Below are 14924 nucleotides of genomic sequence, written 5' to 3'. Positions count from 1 at the left end.
CCCGACGGCTCAGCGGGAGGAGTTCGCGGTGCGTCCTCGGACGATCCCGATGAACGTCTCGACGTCGGGCGTGGTCCGGTCGCGCGGCCAGGCGAGGGCCACGGTCGAGACCGGGCCGTCGGCGAGGACCCGGTAGTCGGCGTCCTTCCGGTGGTGCAGACGGGCGAGCGACATGGGCACGATGACCACGCCCACCCCGGTCGCCGCGGTGGCGATCGCATCCGCCGTGGACAGTTGTCCGACGCGGGCGGGGGCGGTGCCGGGCAGAGCCAGCGGGCCGAGCACATCGTCGGACAGCGGGAGCACCACTTCGCCGTCGAGGTCGGCCGCCGTCAGCTCATCGGCGGCGAGCAGGTGGGAGTCAGTCGACGTGATCACTACCGGGACCTCGTCGTACAGCGGGATGACGTGCAGGGCGTCGTCGGTGAGCGGCAGCCGCACGAGGGCGGCGTCGAGATCGTCGAGCGCCTCTCGCTGCCCGGCGACCTCGATCGGCACGAGTTCGAGGGCCACCTGGGGCAGGCGCCGCTTCCACGTGTCGATCCACTTGCCCGGGGTCGCTCCGGGCACGGCGCCGAGGCGGAACGTCCGCGGCTCCTCGGGTGCGGCAGTCGGAGCGTCGAACACGACCTTCTCGGCGCGGGGTGTGCGACGCGGAGCCGGCTTCCCCTGGCGTGAGCCGCCGCCCGCGGCACGGCCCCGGTGGGCGGGTGAGCCCTTGCCGGAGCCCTTCGCGGGCCGTCGTCCCTGGTGCGCCATGGGATCCAGGCTACTCGGCGTCTTCCGAGTCCTCGGTGGGGGAGCTCCGCTGGGTCCGCCGGACCAGTCCGGCGACACCGCCCACGAGGAACAGGGCCCCCGCGGCGAGGAGCACGATCGTGAGCAGGGTGGCGGGAGTCATCGTCCCCACGCCGTCGGCCAGCGCGGCGCGGCGATCCGCGTCGGCGAGGAACCACAGCGCCCCTGCGGCGACCGCGGCGAAGGTCGTGCCCCAGATGACGGCTGCCCAGCGCACCCGGGGTGCGGTGATGCTCTCGGTGCTCATTCCTGGCCCTCCTCGGGCTCCTGCAGGGTCACGACGATGAGGCCGCTCGCCTGGTCGATGGTCACGGGCTGGATCGTGGAGGGACTGCCCTGGTCGGCGGAGATGTTCGCGGAGATGACGTTCTCGTCGCCCCGCGGCGTCGCGGCGATGACGCCGGTGTCCATGACCATCGGATCGTCCGGGTCGACGCGGAGCCAGCTCACCTCCACGTCATCGCCGACGGTGCCGCGCAACTGCAGCTGGACCCCGGCGTCGACGAAGATCTCGGTCCGCCCCGACCCCTTCTCGATCTCGATGGGGCGGGGGCCGCCGTCGTGCCGGTGGAGCTGCAGGTACAGGTCGCCGAACGGCTGTCGGACGTGCGCCTCCTGGTTGTTCGTGAGCGAGGCGTACCCGAGGGTGAGACCGGGCATCGTGGACAGGAAGCCCGTGAGGAGACCCGCGGCCAGCGTCAGCACGGTGAGGAAGGCCAGGGCGCCACTGCGGCGCCGGAGGGCTCCGGCCGTGATCATCGCCAAGGCCAGGACCAGTGCGCCGGACAACAGGCCCAGCGCGCCGCCGAGGGCTTCACCGACGGCGAGTCCCACGCCGGCGCCGACGACGATCGCGAGTCCGAGGGCGGTCATGACGAAGGCGAAGCCGGCGCGCGGATTCGACGCGCGGCGGACACGTCGGCGCTCCGCGGCTGCGGCGGCGAACACGGCCGCCTCGGCCTGACGCTCCCGGCGGAGCTGGTCGCGTGCGGCGCGCTCCGCATCCTGCTGCTGGCGGCGCCAGGCCTGATCCTGCTCCTTCCAGGCGGCGTGCTGGGCGCGCCAGGCCTCCAGCGCGGCGGGGTCCTGGGTGCCCGGAGGCAGGGGGGCCGGAGGTGCGGGGATGGCGAGGACGTCGTGCCCGACGGCGTCGGCGAGCGGTAGCGAGACCGGCGTGTCCGTCGCCGGGGAAGGAATGGCGTCCGCCCCCGTGGCGGGACCCGAACCCGCGTCGGGGGCGGACGCGGCCGGGGCCGCCGGGTCGGCGGAAGCCCCCGCCGGATCCGGCGTGGAATCGCCCGGAGTGCGGCGCGCGGCACGCACGATGAGGAAGAGCAAGGCACCGGCGAGCACGAGACCGACCACCCAGGTGACCGTCGACAGTGCCGACCACCCGTCGTAGCCGAGGCCGAACAGGCGCCCGGTGAGCGGAGCCGTCGGGAAGAGACCGATCACGGCGAGGGCGAGGATGCCGAGCTGCACGGGGTCGTACCGGCGCTGCAGCAGATCGCGCAGATGCACGCGGCCGTCGACGTCCGGCAGCACCGCCCAGGCGAGGGCGTACAGGAACAGGGCCGGAAGACCGAAGAGGGCCGCGACGACGAGGACTCCGCGCACGATCAGCGGATCGATGCGGAGGCGGATCGCGATGCCGGCGGCCACGCCACCCAGCCAGCCGTCCGTGCGGACCACGCCGAGGCCGGCGACCCAGAGCAGGAACCGGTCGGCGCCGCGTGGTCGGCGGGGGACATCCGGTGCCGGCGCCTCCTGGTCGGCGGGCGGTGGCGGAGCGGTCGGAATCGTCATGAGTCGATCCTCGCGGTCGGTGGTGCCGTGGGGCCATGGGGGGATCCCCTGAGCGCACCCTGATTCCGCGCCGGGGAGGTCCCGGAGACGGGAGGCGGATGATTGGATGACGGTATGCCCTCCGCCGTCTCCACGCTCCCCGGCCCCGCGCCGGCGACCGTGCGTCCGGCGCTGACCCGCGACCGCGACGCCCTCGTGACCGGAGTGAGCGCCGGGCTCGCACGCCACCTCGGAGTGCACGCGCGCCTGGTCCGGGCGCTGTTCGTCGCCCTGACGCTCTGCGGGGGTGCGGGCGTGCTCCTGTACGCGTGGTGCTGGACCTTCATGCCGTGGACGGAGGGGACGACGGCTCCGACGCGTCGTCTCCCGGTCGCCTGGCTCCTGCTGGTCCCCGCGGCCGTCGGCGCCCTCGTCGTCGTGGTGTGGCGCGGGGGCAGCGACTGGCTGAACGGCTCGATCCCCCCGGGGACGGCGGCTGTGGTCGTCGGCGGGACCACGCTGTGCGCGACCGCCTCCGGGCTGTGGGCGACGCTCATCGATCGCACCGACACGGCCCGCGGTCCTCGGCACACCACCACCGTCCGCATCCTCGCGGTGCTCATCCTCGGCCTCGTGGTCCTCCTGCTCCTCTCGTGGCCGATCGCACGCTCGGGCGTCGTGCTCGTGCTGCTCCCGCTGGCCGGGCTGGTGGCGGTGGTGGCCTCGGCCCTCATCCCGCGCTGGCGGGAGCTCGCGGGGGAGCGCGTGCGCCGCATCCGGGAGGAGCAGCGCAGCGTCATGGCCGCCCACCTGCACGACTCGGTGCTGCAGACGCTCGCCCTCATCCAGAACCGGTCCGGGGCATCGAGCGAGGCGGCACGGCTGGCCCGTGCACAGGAGCGGGAGCTGCGTGCGTGGCTGTACGACGGCGACGCCCCGGCCGACAGCGACCTGCCGACCGACCTGAGGGACTACGCCGGAGCGCTCGAGATCGACCACCCGGTCCGGATCGACGTGGTCTCCGCCGGGCTGTCGGCGGAGCGGGCGAGCGGGGAACTGGCAGCCGCAGCCCGGGAGGCGATGCTGAACGCCGCCCGGCACGCGGGCGGCGAGATCTCCGTCTACATCGAGGGTCGTGTCGACGGCGTCGACGTGTTCGTCCGCGACCGCGGTCCCGGATTCCGGCTCGACGAGGTGCCCGGCGATCGGCTCGGCGTGCGGGAGTCGATCATCGGGCGGCTGCGTCGCGCGGGCGGCACGGGGTCGGTCCGCAGCGACGACGCCGGTACCGAGGTGCATCTGCGCCTGCCCACCGTCTCATCCCCGGAGCGGGGACCGATCCGACAGGAGCCCCGTGGCTGACCGCCTCCGCGTCGTGATCGTCGACGACCACTCCATCTTCCGCTCAGGCCTGCGGACCGATCTCGATGCGAGCGTCGAGGTGGTGGGCGACGCGGCGGACGTGCCCTCGGCGATCGCCGTGATCGTGCAGACAGCCCCCGACGTGGTGCTCCTCGATGTGCACCTCCCCGGCGGCGAGGGCGACGACGCGGCGGGCGGGGAGGCCGTGATCCGAGGGACGGGACCGACCACGACGCGGTTCCTCGCGCTGAGCGTCTCCGATGCGGCGGCCGACGTCGTGCGGGTGATCCGGGCCGGCGCGCGCGGCTACATCACGAAGGGCTCCTCGGGTCGCGAGGTGAGCGCCGCCGTGCATGCCGTCGCCGAGGGGGACGCGGTGTTCTCGCCGCGGCTCGCGGGATTCGTGCTCGACGCGTTCGGCGCCGTCGCCGGCGAGACCGCCACCGCGACGGACGAACTCGACCGCCTCTCCTCGCGCGAGCAGGAGGTGATGCGGCTGATCGCCCGCGGCTACGCGTACAAAGAGGTCGCCGCAGCCCTCTTCATCTCGATCAAGACCGTCGAGACGCACGTGTCGTCAGTGCTGCGCAAGCTGCAGCTCTCCTCCCGCCACGAGCTCACCGCCTGGGCGTCGGAGCGGCGCCTGCTCTGAGGGCGGTCAGGCCGCCAGCCAGAGGCCCTTCTGATCGGTGGCGACGGTGAGTCCCGCCGCGACCGTCTCGTCGTCGCCGATGCGGGCGCCCCGCACGATGCGGGCCCCGGCGCCGATGTCGGTGCGGACGCCGACGTGCGCGTGATCGCCGATCGCTGCGCCCTGCCCGACGTGCGCGTGGGCGTCGATGTACGCGCCCTCGCCGATCACGGCATCCTCGTCCACCCACGCACCGCGGGCGATGACGGCCCCCGCCCCGACGCGTGCTCCCGGTTCGATGTAGGCTCCCGCCTCGATGTGCGCCTTCGGATGCACCTTGGCGCCATGCGCGACGAGACCGCGACCGTTGGCGTGCTTGCGGTACCGCAGCGTCGCTCCGTGGTCGTTCTCGATGTCGACGTAGTTCTTGCCCACGATTCCTCCCGTGCTCCGGAGTTCTCCGGATATATCAACAACCACGGGAGGGGGAGATTCATTCCCGCGGATGGATACGGCTCAGCGCTGGCATCGAGGGCACCAGAACGTGATCCGCTCGCGGGTCGGATCGGCCCCCAGCTCCCCGCGGCGGATGAGCGTTCCGCAGCGTCGGCAGGGGCGTCCAGCGCGTCCGTAGACCCACGTCGCCTGGCCCGGACGATTGATGCCGGTGAAGGTGCGGTTGCGGCGGTCGCGGTTCGCGCGGATGGTCCGCACGCCCAGGTCGAGCAGGGCGGCGACGTCGACCTCCGGAGTCGGCGTGGTCGGCAGGATTCCGCGGAGGAACAGGAGCTCTGCCGCGTACTCGTTGCCGAAGCCCGCGACGTTGCGCTGATCGAGGAGGGCGACGTGGATGGCCCGGGTGTCGGCGCCGAGTCGTCGCGCGGCCTCGATCGGGTCCCAGTCGGCGGCGAGGGGGTCGGGGCCGAGGTAGCCGACGAGGTCGTCTTCATCGCGGGTGGCGACGACTTCGATGTCGGCGATGTCCACGCCCACGGCCTCGCGTTCGGCCGTGCCGACGATCGCCCGCACCTTGAAGGCCGGATGCCTCCACTTCTCACCCGGCCGGTACACGAACCAGGCGCCGTCCATGCGCAGATGCGAATGCAGCGTGCTCTCGCCGATCCGCAGCAGAAGGTGCTTCCCGCGGGGGACGACGCCCTGCACACGCTGCCCGGTGAGATCGAGGGTCGCGTAGCGCGGAACACGGAGGTCGAAGCGGGTCACCTCCCCGCCCGCGAGGGCCTCGTCCAGACGGCGGGCCGTGCGGAAGACGGTATCGCCCTCGGGCATCAGGCGACCCCGGGTGTGCGGTCGTGCGGTCCCGGGGTCGGTGCGGGGGCAGCGACGGCGAGCGGGGTGCGGACCTGCATGTCGCGTGCCAGCATCGTGCTTCCCGCGACCGCGGCCGGCATCACGGCGACCGCGCCGCCCGGGATGAGGAAGCAGAGCTGGGTGGCGACGCCGAAGCCCAGCACACGGGCGCGACTGCCCGAGAACAGCGCGGCGCGGGCGGCGGGGCTGAGATCCCGGGCGTCGAAGGCGCGACCGGTCAGCTCCCGCGCGAGCAGGCGGCCCGTGAGGACGACGCCGGACACCGCGCCGAGGACGCCGCCCACCCCGGGAACGAGGCCGATGAGGAGCACGAGGAGGGCGATGAGGATGCCGAGCACGACCAGCCGGAGCCCCTCGCCCACGGTGGTCCAGAAGCTGCCGCCGTCGGCGGGGGGCGGGTCGCCGAGATCCTTCTCCACGGCGTGCCAGATCCGCTGGTAGAACGGGTCGCCGATCGTGAGGGTGAGGGCGCTGAACACCGAACTGGCCAGCGCGAGCGCGGCGGCGACCACCACGAGGCTGACCGCGGTCCGCAGGAACCCGCGCCAGGGCTCCACCCATCCGTCGGCGAAGGGGGTGAGCCAGGCGGACAGCGACGGCAGCGACAGGATCAGCGGCACGAGGACAGCGGCGAGGAGCACGAGCGCGATGATCGCGGGGACGAGCCCGAGCGCCATCAGCCCCGGGCGGGTGCGCCACACGCCGAAGCCGCGGAACAGGGTGCGGACGCCGGCGGCGAACTCTCGGATCATGGCTCCAGGGTAGGGGTGGGTCAGTAGTGGTAGCGGGCTTGCAGGATGGTCACGTGGCGATCGGTCGCCGTGTAGACGAGGCGATGAGCTTCATCGATGCGCCGTGACCACGCGCCGGCGAGAGCGTGCTTGAGGGGCTCGGGCTTTCCGATCCCCTGGAAGGGATCGTCGCGGAGGGTGTCGGCGATCAGGAGGTTGATCCGTTTGAGAGTGCGCCGGTACTCGGTCTGCCAGTGGACGTAGTCCTCCCACCCCTGGGGGGTCCAGACGAGAAGTCGAACAGTCATGCCTCGTCGAGGTCGTGCTCCGAGACGTCGCCGTCGTGGACCGCGGCCAGGGCGCTGAGGAGTCGCCGGGCGTTCGCGGGCGAGCGCAGCAGATAACTCGTCTCCACCAGGGAGTCGTACTCCGCCTTGGACATGAGGATGGCGCTGCCGCGGCGGGACGTGATCTCGACCTCGTTGTGATCCTGGGTCACCCGCTCGATCAGGCCGAAGAGATCGCGCCGCGCTTCGCTCGTCGTGATGGCCATGTTGTTCCCCTTCTGGTACGGAATATGGTACCACTCGTGGTCGTGATGAGGCCGGGGTCAGACGGCCTTGCGGAGGGTGAAGCCGCGCGGGGTCTGCACGAAGCCCGCCTCCTGCAGAGCCCGCCCGAGGATCGTGCCGTACACCCCCTCGCCGTTCACCTTCTCGACGGTGAGGGTGTCGAGTCGGCGGTCCCTGGCTGTCGTCGCGAGATCGGCGGTGGCGGCCTCCAGGACCTCCTCGTCGTCCGTGAAGCACAGCACGGTCCGTCCGCCGCGCTCGAGCGACAGGACGAGGGCGCCGTCGACGAGCACCACGAGCCCGCCGGCCTTGCGCCCCGGGCGATGCGAGACGCCCTCGAGCTTCGGCCACCCGAGCGCCGCGCCGTACGGGTTCGCCGGGTCGGTGGCCGCCAGGGTGACGGCCGTCCGCGGCGGGGGGTCGGCAAGGCCGGCGTACGTGCGGAGACGGTCGACCGTGGCCGATGCCGCGAACTGCGCGGCGCCGAGCTTCTCGATCACGTAGCCGCGGCGGCAGTGGCCCGCCTCCTCGAACCCGGCCAGCACGCGGTATGCCTGCGCGAAACCGCCGGGGACGCCCTCCGACTGGACGGCCCCGCGGGTGACCACGCCGTAGCGGTCGAGGAGCAGTCCGGCGGTGACGGTCGCGCGCCGCGCCGGATCGGTCTCGACCTCGGGGAGCAGCGACCAGCGACCGCCGATGGAGGTCGGGCGCGGAGCGGTCCGCGTGAGCGACATGCCGCGGTAGGTGCGCGCACGCGGAGCCCGGCGCTTGACCTTATGGGCCTGGGAGCCCCCGGTAAGCAGCGAGCGGATCGGCGCGAACGTGTCGTTGGTGACGTGCCCGGACCAGGTCAGCGACCAGAGGGCCTCCAGCACCGACTGCTCGTTCTCGGCGCCGGTCATCTCCTTGAGCTGCGCGGCGAAGTACGCGCCGCCCGCCGCGAGGGCCGCGAGGAGGCGTGCCTCCAGCGACTCCGCGGCGATCTCCGTGTCCGGATCGGGGAGGGTGAACGGGGCGAGATCGGCCGGGTGCAGCGAGACCCACCCGTCGCGACCGGGAAGCGTGCCGTGTCCGGACCAGATCACCTCGCCCGCGGCCGTGAGCTCGTCGAGCATCGCCGGGCTGTAGTCGCGCACCCGCGACGGCAGGACGAGCGACTCCCAGGCGCTGGCGGGGATAGGGACGCCGGCGAACTGCTCGATCACCGTGAGCACGCCGTCGATGCCCTCCAGAGGCCGACCGAGGTGCTGCCAGTCCGGAAGGAACCGCGCGTAGGCCTCCGGGGAGACCGGCTCGACGGACCCGCGGATCGCCGCGAGCGACCGCATGCGCAGCCGCCGCAGCACCTCGGTGTCGCACCACTCGATGTCGTCGCCGCTGCCGGCCGCGGTGGGGAGGAAGTACCCGCTCGTGAGGCGGCCGTTCGTCTCCAGGCGTTGCAGGGTGTGCCGGGCGACCGCGGTGCCGAGACCGAAGCGCTCGGCGACGGCTGCGGTGGTGAACGGCCCGTGGGTGCGGGCGTGACGGGCCACGAGGTCGCCGAGAGGATCCGCCAAGGGCTCGAGGAAGGCCACAGGGATGCCGGTCGGCAGGGCCGCTCCGAGAGCGTCGCGCAGGCGCCCCGCGTCTTCGATCGCGGCGACCCTGGTCACCCCGGCGATCGTGACGGGGATGGCCCGCCGCGCGGTGACGAGGTCGTCGAGCAGCGTCGCCGCGGTCGCTCCGTTGGTGGACTCCGGATCGAGGCGTGCCGCCACCTCGTCGGCGTCGAGCGGGCCGAGCAGCCGGAGCAGGTCGGCGACGCCCTCCAGGCCGCGTGCCCGACGCTCCGGGTCGAGGCGCTGGGCCTCGCGCTCGAACTGCGCGATGACGTCGGGGTCGAGGAGCTCGCGCAGCTCGACCGTGCCCAGCAGCTCGCCGAGCAGCGCGGGATCGACGGACAGGGCGGCCGCTCGGCGCTCGGCCAGCGGCGAGTCGCCCTCGTACATGAAAGCGCCGACGTAGCCGAAGAGGAGGTCGCGCGCGAACGGCGACGGCTGCCCCGGCTGGGTCTCGACGAGGCGGATGCGGCGGTCGGCGATGCTCGTCGCGAGCTTCCGCAGCGAGGGCAGGTCGTAGACGTCCTGCAGCACCTCGCGCAGGGTCTCCAGGATCACGGGGAACGTCGGGTGGCGGCGTGCGACCTCGAGGAGCTGGGCCGAGCGCTGGCGCTGCTGCCACAGCGGCGTGCGGCGGTTGGGATTCGTGCGGGGCATGAGCAGCGCCCGCGCGGCGCACTCGCGGAACCGCGAGGCGAACAGTGCCGAGCCGCCGACCTCCTGCGTGACGAGCTGCTCCAGCTCGTCCGGGTCGAACACGAAGAGCTCCGCCCCGGGCGGCTCCGACTCGGCGTCGGGGATGCGCACGATGATGCCGTCGTCGCTCGCCACCGCGGAGCCCTCGACGCCGAGACGCTCCCGCACCCGCGCATTGATGGCGAGCGCCCACGGCGCATGCACCTTCATGCCGTACGGGGAATGCAGGATGACGCGCCAGTCGCCGACTTCGTCGTGTCCTCGCTCCACGGTGAGCGTACGGTCCGTCGGCAGGGTGCCCGTGGCCTCCCGCTGCTCGGAGAGATGCGCGAGGAGGTTGGCGCGCGCCTGCTCGTCGAGACCGGCCGCGATGAGCCGCTGCTCCGCCTTCTCCGGCTTCGCGGCGGACACCTCGCGGGAGAACGCCCCGAGCGCCTCGCCCAGCTCGAACGGGCGGCCGATGCCGTCGCCGTGCCAGAACGGCACCTTGCCGGGCTGGCCGTAGGCGGGGATGACGTTGACCCGGTCGTGGGTGATCTCGGCGATGCGCCAGCTCGTGGTGCCCAGGGTGAACACGTCGCCGACCCGGGACTCGTAGACCATCTCCTCGTCGAGCTCGCCCACCCGGGCACCCGTGGACTCGCCGGCCACGAAGACGCCGAAGAGTCCCCGGTCGGGGATGGTGCCGCCGCTGGTGACCGCGATCCGCTGTGCCCCCGGGCGGCCCGTGAGCGTGCCGGCGTCGCGATCCCAGACGAGGCGCGGGCGCAGCTCGGCGAACTCGTCGGAGGGGAAGCGGCCGGCCAGCAGGTCGAGCGTGGCCTCGTACGCGGAGCGGGGGAGCGACTGGAACGGGGCGGAACGGCGGACGGTCTCGAACCACTCCTCGACGCTGATCGCTCCGAGGGCGCTGGCCGCGACGGTCTGCTGGGCGAGGATGTCGAGCGGGTTCCGCGGCACCTGGATGGCCTCGATCTTCCCCGCGAGCATCCGCTCCGTCACGATCGCCGTGTGCAGCACGTCGCCCCGGTGCTTCGGGAACAGGGCCGCGCGGCTGATCTCGCCGACCTGGTGCCCGGCCCGTCCCACGCGCTGGAGCCCGGAGGCCGCGGACGGCGGTGCCTCGACCTGGATCACGAGGTCGACGGCACCCATGTCGATGCCGAGCTCCAGGCTGCTCGTGGCGACCACACAGCGGAGCACCCCCGACTTCAGCTCCTCCTCGACCTGCGCGCGCTGCTCCTTCGACACCGAGCCGTGGTGAGCCTTGGCGAGCACGGGATCGGCGCCGGCGGTCGACCCCGCCTGTGCCATCATCGCGGCGGGCACGGTCGGCTCCGGAAGAGCGACCCCGATCCGCTCCGCATAGATCTCGTTCAGCCGTCCGGTCAGCCGTTCGGCGAGGCGGCGGGAGTTCGCGAAGACGATGGTCGAGTTGTTCTGGAGGATGCGGTCGACGATCGCCTCCTCGACATGCGGCCACACCGAGCCGGTGACCTCGGTGTACTCCGCATCGATCGCCGGGGCTTCCGGCGGCGCCCCGGGCGGCGGTGGCGGGTTGGTCATGTCGTCCATCGGCACGACGACGCCGAGCTCGAAGGTCTTCGATGCCGGGGGAGCGACGATCTCGACCGGGTCGGCGCCGCCGAGGAAGCGCGCGACCTCGTCGATCGGGCGGACGGTGGCCGAGAGGCCGATGCGCTGCGCTGCGGTCTCCGCGCCGTGGGACCGGCGGAGGGCATCGAGGCGCTCCAGGCTCACCGCGAGGTGCGCGCCGCGCTTGGTGGCGGCGACTGCGTGCACCTCGTCGATGATGACCGTGTGCACGTCGCGCAGGGTGTCGCCGGCCCGGCTCGTGAGCATGAGGTACAGCGACTCGGGCGTCGTGATGAGGATGTCGGGCGGATCGGACACGAGCTTGCGGCGATCGCTCGACGTGGTGTCACCGGAACGGACGCCCACCGTGATGCCGGGGGCGGTGAGACCGAGTCGCCGCGCGGACTGCCCGATGCCGATGAGGGGGGAGCGCAGGTTGCGCTCCACGTCCACGCCGAGAGCCTTGAGCGGCGAGATATAGAGGATCCGCGTGCGCGACCCGTCCTTCTTCGGCTCCTCCGGGAGGTCGGCGCGCTCGCGGAACACGCTGTCGATCGCCCAGAGGAACGCCGACAGCGTCTTGCCGGACCCGGTCGGGGCGACGACGAGGGCGTGCTTGCCGGCGGAGATCGCCTCCCACGCGCCCGCCTGTGCCGGCGTGGGGGCGGTGAAGGCACCCCGGAACCAGTCCTGTGTGGCCGGGGCGAAGCGGTCGAGCACGTCGCTCATGCCTCCATCATTCCCGACCCCACCGACATCCGGCCCGGACCTTGACAGCCCCCTGTTTCGCCCGCACGACCTCGTTCCGCCCGCACGACCGGAACCGTGGTTCGGTCGTGCGGGCGGACCCAGGTCGTGCAGACGGAACGAGGGATGGGGTCACCCGACCTCCCGCAACCCGCCGTCGGCATCGATCTCGAGGGTGAGGTCGAGGTCGAGTCGGGCGAGGAAGGCGTCGTCGTGGCTCACGACGAGCACCGCCCCGCGGTACGCCCGCAGCGCCTCGACGAGCTGGTCGACCGTGTCGAGGTCGAGGTTGTTCGTCGGCTCGTCGAGGACGACGAGGTGCGGAGCCGGATCCGTGAGGAGCAGTCGGGCCAGGGCGACCCGGAACCTCTCCCCGCCGGAGAGCGCCGACACCGGGCGGTCGGTCGTCCCGCCTCGGATGAGGAACCGGGCGAGCCGGTTGCGGAGCTCCTTCTCCGGGACCTGGGGTGCCGCGGCGGCCACGTTCTCGAACACGGACAGGCCCTCGTCGAGACCGTCCACCCGCTGTGGCAGGTAGCCGATCCGGTCGGTGAGCGCCTCCGCCCGGAGTTCCGGCCGTTTACAACTCAGGAGATCGCGCCCGATCTCCGCCTCCGGCGTCGGATTCGGACGTTCCGGCGGCTCTTGTCCTGAGTTGTGAACGGCCCCGGAGACCAGCCGTTCCAGCAGCGTCGTCTTTCCGGCACCGTTGCGGCCGATCAGGGCCACACGCTCCGGACCCTGGATCACCCAGGACCGATCCGGCCCGCCGAGCTCGGCGATCCGCCGGCTCCGCGACACGTCGGGGTCCGGCAGCTCGATCTTCATCGAGGCGTCGGAGCGGACCCGCCGCCCCGCTGCGTCGTGTGCCGCGCGGGCAGCGTCCTCCTTCGCGCCGACCTCGGTGCGCAGCCTCCCCGCGGATACCTCGGCGGCCATCTTGCGACCGTGCGCGACGATCTTCGGGACGCGCTTCTCGACCTCGGCCTTCTTGGCGGTCCGGGCCCGGTGGGCGAGCTTGACCTCGGCCTCGATCCGCTGGCGCTTCTCCTTGCGGAGCACCTGGGCGGCGGCGACCTCGGCCTGCTTCGCCGCGTCCTGCTCCGCGTCCAGCCACGCGCGCCACTCGGAGTAGGGGCCGCCGAACACGGAGAGGTTCCGTCCGTACAGCTCGGCGGTGTCGTCCATGAGCTCGAGCAGAGCGAGGTCGTGGCTCACGACGATGAGCGTGCCCTTCCAGGACTGCACCATCGCGGCGAGGGCCGCCCTGGCGTCGCGGTCGAGGTTGTTCGTCGGCTCGTCGAGGAGGGTGACCGGGGCTCGCCTAAGCCGGATGCCGGCGATCGCGACGAGCACGGCCTCCCCTCCGGACAGCTCGCCGACCGTGCGGTCGAGGAATGCGGGGGCGAGCCCGGCCTCCGCGAGGGAGGCCTCCGCTCGCGCCTCGATGTCCCAGTCGTCGCCGACCGCGTCGAAGTGCGCGGGGTCGACGTCACCGGCGGTGATGGCCCGCACGGCATCGAGGGCTGCCGACACCCCGAGGAGGTCGGACACCCTGCGGTCCACGTCGAGTGTGAGCTGCTGGGGGAGGAAGGCGACCTCGCCCGAGGTGCTCAGGATTCCGGAGGTGGGGGAGAGCTCCCCGGCGATCAGCCGGAGCAGCGTGGACTTGCCGGCGCCGTTGCGGCCGACCAGTCCCGTGCGTCCGGCACCGAAGGCTCCGGACACGCCGTCGAGGGCGACCGTGCCGTCGGGCCAGGTGAGGGAGAGGCGGTCGAGGACGACGGCGGCGTGCGAGGAAGAGGGCTGTGACATGGGGTGTCTCCTGTCGAGTGCGAGGGTGCACTGACACCGAGCCCTTCGGGCCGTGGAGTCACGGAAGCGGAGGAGGGCGTCTGCCGGGGAGTCGGCGATCGTCGGGTCAGCGCGCGAGAAGAGGGGCGCGGAGGCGACGATTCAGATCAAAGGACTTCCAGACACGGCGGACAGGACGCCACGACGATACCCGGGCGTGTCACGCCGCGCAACTCCCGGGCATGTCGCCGCTCCGTCGCGCGGGGGATGCGGGGCCGCGGGACGGCTCGTACCGTGGAGGCATGGCAGACGATCGGAACCCCAGTCCCGACGAGATGCGCGCACGGACGGGCCTCGGCATCGGTCTCGCGCTCGGCGTGGCCATCGGCGTCTCGATGGGGATGGCGCTGGGCAACTGGATCCTGGGCATCGGGATCGGTCTCGCGATCGGCGTCGCCCTGTCCGTGGCGTTCCGCGGTTCCGGGGGCGGCAGGGGAGACGCGGCGGAAGGCGATGCCGATGACCCGGACTCCGCAGACGGCGCTCAGGACGGCCGGGACCCCTCCGCCTGATCCGCGTCGATCCCCTCGACCCAGGTCGTGAGGAACCGGTGCACGTCGCCGAGCTCCTCCTCGGAGATGCTGTGGGTCAGTCCGCTGTAGACGCGACCGGAGAGGGACGTGTGCGCGGGGAGCCATTGCGCCGTGTGGGCGATCAGCGGCGCGGGGATGACGTCGTCGTGCGAACCGCGGCCCCAGAACACCGGGGGGCTGACCTCCGCGAGGTGCGCATCGCCGGGGAGGGCGTCCGGGGCGGCGTACCCGCTCAGCGCGACGACCGCGCCGAACCGTTCGGGGGCCAGCCGCAGCGCCTGGAGCGACACCGCGGCGCCCTGGGAGAACCCGAGCAGCGCCACTGACGGCGCGTCCGCCGCGGCGTCGTCGAGCCAGCGCAGGAACGCCTCCGCCGCGAGGGTGACGGCGGTGGAGCTGCGTCCGTCGAGCCCCTCGATCGGGTACCAGGAGCGACCGGGCGTCGGCCACGGTGGGGCGAGCGGTGCGGCGACGGAGGCCACGGCGATGCCGGCGGGCAGATACGGGACGAGGCCGAAGAGGTCGTGCTCGTCGGCGCCGTACCCGTGCAGCAGCACGAGCAGCGGGAGCCCGGCGCGGTCGGTGGGCGACCAGCGCGTCGCGGCAGCGTCGATCGTCAGGTTCTCGGTCACATCGTCATCCTGCCAGGGCTCGCGCCGGTGCTGCCATCGGCGAGGACGGCTGGT

General features: G+C 72.8%; 14 protein-coding genes. 3 read left to right on the top strand and 11 right to left on the bottom strand.

The genetic code is table 11. The annotated features are described in order from the left end of the window. Window positions 1–9: 9 nt before the first annotated feature. From BK819_RS10130 to BK819_RS10120, 3 genes are read right to left on the bottom strand one after another with little or no spacing between them, the layout of a single operon-like run. Window positions 10–759 carry a LysR substrate-binding domain-containing protein gene (locus BK819_RS10130; protein WP_071329010.1) on the bottom strand — a complete coding sequence of 250 codons (750 nt, stop codon included), beginning with the start codon at window positions 757–759 and terminating at the stop codon, window positions 10–12. A 10-nt stretch (window positions 760–769) separates the two neighbouring features. Continuing rightward, window positions 770–1045, bottom strand: a complete 276-nt coding sequence (locus BK819_RS10125; RefSeq protein WP_071329009.1) for a hypothetical protein — start codon at window positions 1043–1045, stop codon at window positions 770–772. Then, window positions 1042–2604: a PspC domain-containing protein gene (locus BK819_RS10120; RefSeq protein WP_071329008.1), complete on the bottom strand. Its 1563-nt coding sequence runs from the start codon at window positions 2602–2604 to the stop codon at window positions 1042–1044. Before BK819_RS10120 ends, BK819_RS10125 begins: the two co-directional genes overlap by 4 nt. 114 nt (window positions 2605–2718) lie before the next feature. On the opposite strand from BK819_RS10120, the gene BK819_RS10115 reads away from it, so the two are divergent. Together BK819_RS10115 and BK819_RS10110 are read left to right on the top strand one after the other, a co-directional pair. Continuing rightward, window positions 2719–3945, top strand: coding sequence for an ATP-binding protein (locus tag BK819_RS10115; RefSeq protein WP_071329007.1), 1227 nt, complete (start codon window positions 2719–2721; stop codon window positions 3943–3945). Beyond that, complete coding sequence (locus tag BK819_RS10110; protein WP_071329006.1) at window positions 3938–4597, top strand: response regulator transcription factor; 660 nt, start codon at window positions 3938–3940, stop codon at window positions 4595–4597. The genes BK819_RS10115 and BK819_RS10110 overlap by 8 nt, the downstream gene beginning before the upstream one ends. Before the next feature lie 6 nt (window positions 4598–4603). On the opposite strand, the gene BK819_RS10105 is transcribed toward BK819_RS10110, so the two are convergent. The 7 genes from BK819_RS10105 to BK819_RS10075 form a co-directional block, all read right to left on the bottom strand. Then, a complete protein-coding gene (locus BK819_RS10105) occupies window positions 4604–5011 on the bottom strand; it encodes a DapH/DapD/GlmU-related protein (RefSeq protein WP_071329005.1) in 408 nt (135 codons plus the stop codon). A gap of 81 nt (window positions 5012–5092) precedes the next feature. Beyond that, the gene (locus tag BK819_RS10100) at window positions 5093–5866 is read right to left on the bottom strand and encodes a DNA-formamidopyrimidine glycosylase family protein (RefSeq protein ID WP_071329004.1); all 774 of its coding nucleotides are present in this window, start codon (window positions 5864–5866) and stop codon (window positions 5093–5095) included. After that, the gene (locus tag BK819_RS10095; RefSeq protein ID WP_071329003.1) at window positions 5866–6660 is read right to left on the bottom strand and encodes an EI24 domain-containing protein; all 795 of its coding nucleotides are present in this window, start codon (window positions 6658–6660) and stop codon (window positions 5866–5868) included. Before BK819_RS10095 ends, BK819_RS10100 begins: the two co-directional genes overlap by 1 nt. 20 nt (window positions 6661–6680) lie before the next feature. After that, window positions 6681–6947: a Txe/YoeB family addiction module toxin gene (locus tag BK819_RS10090; protein WP_071329002.1), complete on the bottom strand. Its 267-nt coding sequence runs from the start codon at window positions 6945–6947 to the stop codon at window positions 6681–6683. Then, window positions 6944–7192, bottom strand: a complete 249-nt coding sequence (locus BK819_RS10085) for a type II toxin-antitoxin system Phd/YefM family antitoxin (RefSeq protein ID WP_071329001.1) — start codon at window positions 7190–7192, stop codon at window positions 6944–6946. The genes BK819_RS10090 and BK819_RS10085 overlap by 4 nt, the downstream gene beginning before the upstream one ends. 57 nt (window positions 7193–7249) lie before the next feature. After that, window positions 7250–11833 (bottom strand): ATP-dependent helicase, encoded by a 4584-nt coding sequence (locus BK819_RS10080; protein ID WP_071329000.1) that lies wholly within the window; start codon window positions 11831–11833, stop codon window positions 7250–7252. 150 nt (window positions 11834–11983) lie between these two features. Continuing rightward, the gene (locus BK819_RS10075) at window positions 11984–13666 is read right to left on the bottom strand and encodes an ABC-F family ATP-binding cassette domain-containing protein (protein ID WP_071328999.1); all 1683 of its coding nucleotides are present in this window, start codon (window positions 13664–13666) and stop codon (window positions 11984–11986) included. Window positions 13667–13947: 281 nt separating this feature from the next. On the opposite strand from BK819_RS10075, the gene BK819_RS10070 reads away from it, so the two are divergent. After that, complete coding sequence (locus BK819_RS10070; RefSeq protein WP_071328998.1) at window positions 13948–14217, top strand: hypothetical protein; 270 nt, start codon at window positions 13948–13950, stop codon at window positions 14215–14217. Here BK819_RS10070 and BK819_RS10065 read toward each other — a convergent pair. Further along, window positions 14190–14870, bottom strand: coding sequence for an alpha/beta hydrolase (locus tag BK819_RS10065; protein ID WP_071328997.1), 681 nt, complete (start codon window positions 14868–14870; stop codon window positions 14190–14192). The genes BK819_RS10070 and BK819_RS10065 overlap by 28 nt on opposite strands. Between the last annotated feature and the right edge of the window lie 54 nt (window positions 14871–14924).

Source organism: Microbacterium sp. LCT-H2 (genome assembly GCF_001866135.1).
Taxonomy (GTDB): Bacteria; Actinomycetota; Actinomycetes; order Actinomycetales; family Microbacteriaceae; genus Microbacterium.
The sequence above is the reverse complement of the archived record's forward strand: the minus strand, read 5'-3'. Positions and strand labels throughout refer to the sequence as shown.

Excerpts from the sequence above, each read along its gene's own strand:
- BK819_RS10115 (WP_071329007.1), top strand. The coding sequence starts at position 2,719 with ATGCCCTCCGCCGTCTCCACGCTCCCCGGCCCCGCGCCGGCGACCGTG.
- BK819_RS10090 (WP_071329002.1), bottom strand. The coding sequence starts at position 6,947 with ATGACTGTTCGACTTCTCGTCTGGACCCCCCAGGGGTGGGAGGACTAC.
- BK819_RS10100 (WP_071329004.1), bottom strand. The coding sequence starts at position 5,866 with ATGCCCGAGGGCGATACCGTCTTCCGCACGGCCCGCCGTCTGGACGAG.
- BK819_RS10130 (WP_071329010.1), bottom strand. The coding sequence starts at position 759 with ATGGCGCACCAGGGACGACGGCCCGCGAAGGGCTCCGGCAAGGGCTCA.
- BK819_RS10120 (WP_071329008.1), bottom strand. The coding sequence starts at position 2,604 with ATGACGATTCCGACCGCTCCGCCACCGCCCGCCGACCAGGAGGCGCCG.
- BK819_RS10080 (WP_071329000.1), bottom strand. The coding sequence starts at position 11,833 with ATGAGCGACGTGCTCGACCGCTTCGCCCCGGCCACACAGGACTGGTTC.
- BK819_RS10070 (WP_071328998.1), top strand. The coding sequence starts at position 13,948 with ATGGCAGACGATCGGAACCCCAGTCCCGACGAGATGCGCGCACGGACG.
- BK819_RS10075 (WP_071328999.1), bottom strand. The coding sequence starts at position 13,666 with ATGTCACAGCCCTCTTCCTCGCACGCCGCCGTCGTCCTCGACCGCCTC.
- BK819_RS10095 (WP_071329003.1), bottom strand. The coding sequence starts at position 6,660 with ATGATCCGAGAGTTCGCCGCCGGCGTCCGCACCCTGTTCCGCGGCTTC.
- BK819_RS10085 (WP_071329001.1), bottom strand. The coding sequence starts at position 7,192 with ATGGCCATCACGACGAGCGAAGCGCGGCGCGATCTCTTCGGCCTGATC.
- BK819_RS10125 (WP_071329009.1), bottom strand. The coding sequence starts at position 1,045 with ATGAGCACCGAGAGCATCACCGCACCCCGGGTGCGCTGGGCAGCCGTC.